Genomic DNA, 7,989 nt, shown 5'->3' with positions numbered 1-7,989 from the left:
TTCAATCACCAAATCGCCGGCATCATTTACCGTATAAGTATCGTTTCCGGCTAATCCAGTCATGGCATCTGCTCCAGAGGTTCCCACAAGGGTGTCTGGACCAGAAGTACCGATAAAGTCATCATTTTGAATGGTTCCCGTGGCAGTAGCAGTGGTGATAGTAGCTCCGTTGGTGGCATTGGAGAGGGTAACGGTAAAGTTTTCGTTCGGTTCTACCGTTGTATCCCCCTGAACGTTAACAGTAATCACTTTACTGGTTTCCCCGGCGGCAAAACTTACTACTCCACTGGGTAATACTCCCCCAACAAAATCCGTGGCATTAGCAGGATTGGTTCCGCTGCCGGTAACTGCCCAGTTAACGTTATTGGTTCCTGTGGTATTAACTGAACGAGTGACGGTGAAGGTAAAGGCTTTACTGCCACTGTTGCCCTCGGTTTGGTTGGCACTGGTGGCGGCAATGGTGAGGGTGGGAACTGCTGCATCATCATTTTCAATGGTTCCCGTGGCAGTAGCAGTGGTGATAGTAGCTCCGTTGGTGGCATTGGAGAGGGTAACGGTAAAGTTTTCGTTCGGTTCTACTGTTGTATCCCCCTGAACGTTAACAGTAATCACTTTACTGGTTTCCCCGGCGGCAAAACTTACTACTCCACTGGGTAATACTCCCCCAACAAAATCCGTGGCATTGGCAGGATTGGTTCCCGTGCCGGTAACTGCCCAACTGACGTTATTGCTTCCCGTGGTATTAACCGCACGAGTGACGGTGAAGGTAAAGGCTTTACTGCCACTGTTGCCCTCGGTTTGACTGGCACTGGTGGCGGCAATAGCGAGGGTGGGAACTGCTGCATCATCATTTTCAATGGTTCCCGTGGCAGTAGCAGTGGTGATAGTAGCTCCGTTGGTGGCATTGGAGAGGGTAACGGTAAAGTTTTCGTTCGGTTCTACTGTTGTATCTCCCTGAACGTTAACAGTAATTACCTTACTGGTTTCTCCCGCTGCAAAACTCACGGTTCCTGATGGTAACACGGACCCGACAAAATCCGTGGCATTGGCAGGATTGGTTCCAGTGCCGGTAACTGCCCAACTGACGTTATTGGTTCCCGTGGTATTAACCGCACGAGTGACGGTGAAGGTAAAGGCTTTACTGCCACTGTTGCCCTCCGTTTGACTGGCACTGGTGGCGGCAATAGCGAGGGTGGGAACTGCTGCATCATCATTTTGGATAGTGCCAATAGCAGTAGCGGTGGTAATAGTAGCGCCGTTGGTGGCATTGGAGAGGGTGACGGTAAAGTTTTCGTCCGGTTCTACCGTTGTATCCCCCTGAACGTTAACAGTAATCACCTTACTGCTTTCTCCCGGGGCAAAACTCACTACCCCACTGGGTAACAATCCCCCAACAAAATCCGTGGCATTGGCAGGATTGCTGCCGCTGCCGGTAACTGCCCAACTGACGTTATTGCTTCCCGTGGTATTAACCGCACGAGTGACGGTGAAGGTAAAGGCTTTACTGCCACTATTGCCCTCGGTTTGATTGGCATTGGTGGCGGCAATAGCGAGGGTGGGAACTGTGGGACCACCCACATTTAAGGCCCACAATTCCTGACCGTTAACGCCGTTATTGGCAGTGAAGAACAAAGTATTGCCCACTACCTTCAGACTGCTGGGGCCGTAGCCAGAGGCACCGGGGATGATGTCGGCCGCCAGAACCGTACCGGCCGCCGTGCCGTCGCTCTTCCATAATTCATTACCGTTAACGTTGTCATTGGCAGTGAAGTACAGGGTACTGCCCACTGCCGTTAGATTGCCGGGGTTGGAGCTAGAGGCACCGGGGATGATGTCGGCCACCAGAACCGTACCGGCCGCCGTGCCGTCGCTTTTCCATAATTCAAAGCCGTTAAGGCCGTCATTAGCAGTGAAGTACAGGGTACTGCCTACTGCTGTTAGATATCGGGGGGAGGAGCTATAGGAATAGGAGCCATAGGAACCGGGGCGGATATCTCTGACCAAAACTGTACCAGCCGCCGTGCCGTCGCTCTTCCATAATTCAGTACCGTTAACGCCGTCACCGGCAGTGAAGAATAGGGTACTGCCCACTGCTGTTAGATTGCCGGGGTAGGAGCTAAAGGCACCGGGGAGGATATCTTTGACTAGAACTGTGCCGGCCGCCGTGCCGTCGCTCTTCCATAATTCAGTACCGTTAACGCCGTCATCGGCAGTGAAGTACAGGGTACTGCCCACTGCCGTTAGATTGCGGGGTTCGGAGCGTAAGCCACCAGGGCGGATATCTTTGACCAGAACCGTACCGGCCGCCGTGCCGTCGCTCTTCCATAATTCATCGTCAAAATTGTTCTCCGTGGGAGTGAAGAACAGGGTATTGCCCACCGCCGTCAGATTGTCGGGGTTGGAGGAACCCCAGGGGACACCACCGCCTGGCCAGATATCTTTGACCAGAACCGTACCGGCCGCCGTGCCGTCGCTCTTCCATAATTCAAAGCCGTTAACCCCGTCATTGGCATTGAAGAACAGGGTGCTGCCCACTGCCGTCAGACGGCTGGGGTTGGAGCTAGAGGAACCGGGAAAAATATCTTTGACCAAAACCGTACCGGCCGCTGTGCCGTTGCTCTTCCATAATTCTTGACCATTAAGGCCGTCACGAGCGGTAAAGAACAGGGTGTTGCCCATTGCCGTCAGAGAGTAGGGGGAGCGGATGTCGGCCACCGCAACTGTACCAGCTACCGTGCCGTCGCTCTTCCATAATTCATAACCGTTAACGTCGTCATCGGCGATGAAGTACAGGGTACTGCCCACTGCTGTCAGGTTTTTGGGGTAGGAGCTAAAGGCACCGGGACGGATATCTACTAAAAAAGGAACGGAGCCGTCGTCGTCAACAATAGTCACGGTTGCCGTAGATGGAGTGCCGAGAGTAGCTCCGTTGGTGGGATTGGAGAGGGTGACAGTAAAGTTTTCGTTCGGTTCTACCGTTGTATCTCCCTGGACATTAACAGTAATCACTTTACTGGTTTCTCCCGGGGCAAAACTCACGGTTCCTGATGGTAACAATCCCCCAACAAAATCGGCAGCGTTGGCGGGATTGGTTCCCGTGCCAGTAACTGCCCAAGTGATGTTATTGGTTCCCGTGGTATTGCCAGAACGAGTGACGGTGAAGGTAAAGGCTTTGCTGCCACTGTTGCCCTCGGTTCGACTGCTGCTGGCGGCGGCAATGGTAAAAGCAACATCGTCATTATTAATCGTCCCAGTCACTGCGGTAGTGGTCCCTACTGTATAACCTGTCCCCGCAGCAAGAGTTAAAGCAACAGTTTCGTTACTTTCTACTATTGTGTCAGCAGTGGGGTCTATTGTGACTTTAGCAGTGGTAGCATTAGCAGCGAAAGTCACTGTCCCAGTGGTACTGGTGAAAGTTGCTGCACCGCTTTGGGTGTAGTCTGTACTAAATGTCGCTGTCCCCCCGACTGTATAGTTAACCGTTAAAGCATTAGTGGTTACTCCGCTACGAGTGAAGGTATAGGCCATATTAGCTGTCCCGTCTTCACTAACACTACTGGGAGAAATAGAAAGAGTAATACTTGGTAAGGCAGAATCAATACCAATCGTCAAAGACCAACCGCCAGTGATGCTACCAGAATCGCCACCTGCATCATCCATGACATAAAGACTCCAGACACCATTAGGATTGGTGTTGTTAAATCCAGAAAAATCGACACCATAAGTACCACCCGGTGCGGGAGAATTAAAAGAGTCACCGGTTTCAAAGTCAGTAGGTTTGTAGCTACCACTGGTAATTTGATTATTGTCGGGGAGAAAATTAGCAGCAGTGGGGTCGAAGGTTAAGGTGAGATTATTTAAGTCACTCCCACCACCTACATCCGACATCAATAAAGATTTGGCCCCGGTAGGACCTACCAGTAAAATATCAATGTCATCAGGATAGGTATGGTTGATATTGGTTAGGGTTACTTTAAGGCTGTTAATCGTACCGCTCAACCCAGAGACATTAATGGTGGAGGGATAAGGGGTACTTGCTCCACTATCAGGGATTGTAATGGTATTCGGATTGGTGATGGTGAAACTCGGCGGGGTTTCTTCAGAGATAATTGTCCCAGTCACTGCGGTAGTGGTCCCTACTGTATAACCTGTCCCCGCAGCAAGAGTTAAAGCGACGGTTTCGTTGTTTTCAACAATAGTGTCAGCAGTGGGGTCTATTGTGACTTTAGCAGTGGTTGAATTAGCAGCGAAAGTCACTGTCCCGGTGGTACTGGTGAAAGTTGCTGCACCGGTTTGGGTGTAGTCTGTGCTAAAAGTAGCTGTCCCCCCGACTGTATAGTTAACCGTTAAAGCATTAGTGGTTACTCCGCTACGGGTGAAGGTATAGGCCATATTAGCTGTCCCATCTTCACTAACACTGCTGGGAGAAATAGAAAGAGTAACAGTTTGTGGACTGGTAAACTCACTCACATCAATAATCTTTAAGCCACCATACCAATCAGCTAGATATGCATAGTTACCGACTATTTGTACATCTATAGCATAGCTATAGCCAGAAGTATTATAATTACCCTTGAGAGTGGGGTTTGTCGGGTTGCTGATATCGATGATTTGCAGTCCATACCCATCAGCTACATAAGCATAGTTTCCGACTATTTGTGCATCATTGGCAGAGCCAGGAGTATCATAATTACCCTTGAAAGTGGGATTTGTCGGGTTGCTGATGTCGATGATTTGCAGTCCTGAAGTATTATCAGCGACATAAGCATAGTTACCGACTATTTGTACATCTAAAGCCTGGCCAGAAGTATTATAATTGCCCTTGAGAGTAGGGTTAGTGGGGTTGCTGATGTCGATGATTTGCAGTCCTGAAGTATCATCAGCTACATAAGCATAGTTACCGACTACTTCTACATCCCGAGCATAGCCAGAAGTATTATAATTACCCTTGAAAGTGGGATTTGTCGGGTTGCTGATGTCGATGATTTGCAGTCCTGAACCCTCCTCAGCTAGATAGGCATAGTTACCGACTACTTGTACACCTACAGCATAGCCAGAAGTATTATAATTACCCTTGAGAGTGGGGTTTGTCGGGTTGCTGATATCGATGATTTGCAGTCCTGAACTTCCATCAGCTACATAAGCATAGTTTCCGACTATTTGTGCATCATTGGCAGAGCCAGGAGTATCATAATTACCCTTGAAAGTGGGATTTGTCGGGTTGCTGATGTCGATGATTTGCAGTCCTGAACCCTCCTCAGCTAGATAGGCATAGTTACCGACTATTTGTACACCCCGAGCAAAGTCAGAAGGATCATAATTGCCCTTGAGAGTAGGAGTTGTCGGATTGCCGATGTCGATAATTTGCAGTCCTGAATCCCAATCAGCTAGATAAGCATAGTTACCGACTATTTGTACATCCCGAGCATAGCCAGAAGTATCATAATTACCCTTGAGAGTGGGATTTGTCGGGTTGCTGATGTCGATGATTTGCAGTCCTGAATCCCAATCAGCTACATAAGCATAGTTACCGACTATTTGTACACCATAAGCCAAGCCAGAAGTATCATAATTACCCTTGAAGATGGGAGTTGTCGGGTTGCTGATGTCGATGATTTGCAGTCCTGAACCTTCATCAGCTACATAAGCATAGTTACCGACTATTTGTACATCATAAGCATAGCCAGAAGTATTATAATTACCCTTGAGAGTGGGGTTTGTCGGGTTGCTGATGTCGATGATTTGCAGTCCTGACCCCCAATCAGCTACATAAGCATAGTTCCCGACTATTTGTACACCATAAGCCAAGCCAGAAGTATTATAATTACCCTTGAGAGTGGGGTTTGTCGGGTTGCTGATGTCGATGATTTCCAGTCCATCACCATCAGCTACATAAGCATAGTTACCGACTATTTGTACATCCTGAGCACTGCCAGAAGGATCATAATTACCCTTGAGAGTGGGGTTTGTCGGGTTGCTGATGTCGATGATTTGTAGTCCTGAATCCCAATCAGCGACATAAGCATAGTTACCGACTATTTGTACATCTTGACCAGCAGGAATATCACAACTTCCCTTAAAAATCGGGTTACTGGGATTACTAATATCAATAATCTCCAGAGTGTCCCCCACTGCATAAGCATAGTTACCAACTACTGTCACCCCATAGGCAACGCTTAATCTATCCCATACTCCTACTAATGTGAGGGCAAATACTCCGGGATAGGTGTTGAGTATATTCGGCTGAAAAACCCCAGATGTCTGCAAATCCGACAAATCTGAGGTTTCAACAAAGGTTTTATTCTCTCCCTTTGTCGCCGGTAAACTCACCTCTAACTCCCAACTTCCTCCCAAGGCTGCATTTCCTACCCGTCTGCTGGAAGCCGCTATTTTTGCCCCAGTAATTTGGGACAATTTATTAATAAACTCTGTCCCGGCATCTCCCGCCGCGACCTGACAACCGTACAGTAGAATATGATTAATCTTTGCCCAACTCTGTAACTTTTGGCGGTAATCGTAAATATTTGTTAAATTAAGTTGACAATTCCCCAAATATAAGCATCCCGGCGCACCATGGGAAACCAGGTGAATGGTGGTAATCTGGGGATTTTGTTGTAAAAAAGCGGATATTTGTTCGATTCCGTCTTGATTGGGAGAGAGAATAACCGTGGCGACTTCTGGAATTACCCCAGCTTGGAGACTTTGATAATCGCTAACACCAGCATCGAGGAAAACTACGGTAGCGGTTAAACGCTGATTTCTCGCACTATTCACCTGATTAGCTTGACTCAAGCCATCAGATTGAGCAAAATTGAACAAAGCATCGTCAACAGCAGGAAAGCTCGGCAAGAGGGTAGAAGTCATGACGTTAACTGCAAAAGATTAATGCGACTATTTTATGCAAAGAATCCCGAATTTTTCAAGGTTTCTATAACAAAAATTTACAGAAAACGGGTTTCTCAAAGAAACCCGTTTTCTCAGTTATTGCGAAGATGCGATCGCTAACGTCAAAGCGAGGCAGTTATTTGCTTAATTTTAGAGGTTTGCTGGCCAATTAGCATTTTTTGTGATAGATTGTAACCATAGTAACTTTTTATACTTAATTGTCAGTAATAATCATGAATGCTACAGCAATACGTCAACAAATAATTGAATCATTAGCTAATCTTTCTGGCGAACAATTATTGCAAATTAGAGAGTTAATCGAGCAAAATTTTTTGCCTCAAATTAAACCTAAATCAGAAGAAGAAAGACAACAGTTAATTAAATCATTACAAGGTAAATATGCTCATGCACCCACCAGTAGTGAAGATTTTGCCCAACAAAAACAAGCAGAAATTGATTGGGAGGAGCGTAATAGATGAATATCATTTTAGATGCTTGTGCTGTAATTGCTTTTGTTCGTAATGAAACAGGAGCGGATCTTGTCAGAGAAACCATCACTAATCAAAATAATAACAAAATGATTCATGTTGTTAATCTTTGCGAAGTTTACTATAATTTTTATCGCGATATAGGAGAATCAGAAACAGAAAAACTAATTCAAGAATTAAGTGATATTAACATAAAAACTCGCTTTGATTTAAGTAGCAAGTTTTGGCGACAAGTAAGCCAATATAAGGCACTAATTAAGCGCATTTCTTTAGCTGATTGTTTTGCTTTGACTTTAGCCAATCAAGAAAAAGGAATTTTACTTACTTCTGACCGAAAAGAATTTGAACCGATTATTCCTCTTAATATTTGTCAGATTAATTTTATTCGTTAATAAGTCCAGAAACCGGGTTTCTCGAAGAAACCCGGTTTCTAAATAGGTTCTCAAAGAAACCCGTTTTCTAGATATTGATTTTAGCCAAAGACTGCTTAAATTCTGCGAGAGAATTAGCGGTAGCTGCTAATTTTAGTAGCTCTTCTAAGATAGTAGGGTTAGTCATTTTGCCGATTATCTCTTCAATTTCTGAAGAAATCTGTCCAAACCGCACAGTTAAAACT

The 7,989-nt window shown here is 46.3% G+C and carries 3 protein-coding genes; 2 read left to right on the top strand and 1 reads right to left on the bottom strand.

Annotation, left to right across the window (positions count from 1 at the left end):
* Positions 1 to 6,864, bottom strand: a 6,864-nt coding sequence (locus tag O9290_RS26440) for an ELWxxDGT repeat protein (protein ID WP_288087704.1), incomplete at its 3' end; no start/stop codon positions are given.
* Positions 6,865 to 7,118: 254 nt separating this feature from the next.
* Between O9290_RS26440 and O9290_RS26435 the strand changes: the two genes are divergently transcribed.
* The gene (locus O9290_RS26435) at positions 7,119 to 7,364 is read left to right on the top strand and encodes a hypothetical protein (RefSeq protein ID WP_002747004.1); all 246 of its coding nucleotides are present in this window, start codon (positions 7,119 to 7,121) and stop codon (positions 7,362 to 7,364) included.
* On the top strand, positions 7,361 to 7,765 hold the full coding sequence (locus O9290_RS26430; RefSeq protein ID WP_002778866.1) for a type II toxin-antitoxin system VapC family toxin: 405 nt from the start codon (positions 7,361 to 7,363) through the stop codon (positions 7,763 to 7,765). Before O9290_RS26435 ends, O9290_RS26430 begins: the two co-directional genes overlap by 4 nt.
* Positions 7,766 to 7,989 lie beyond the last annotated feature (224 nt).

This window comes from Microcystis sp. LE19-41.2A, from assembly GCF_027530405.1.
In the GTDB taxonomy this organism is placed as follows: domain Bacteria; phylum Cyanobacteriota; class Cyanobacteriia; order Cyanobacteriales; family Microcystaceae; genus Microcystis; species Microcystis aeruginosa.
Note: the sequence above shows the minus strand (reverse complement) of the source record. Positions and strands in the feature narration are given on the sequence as shown.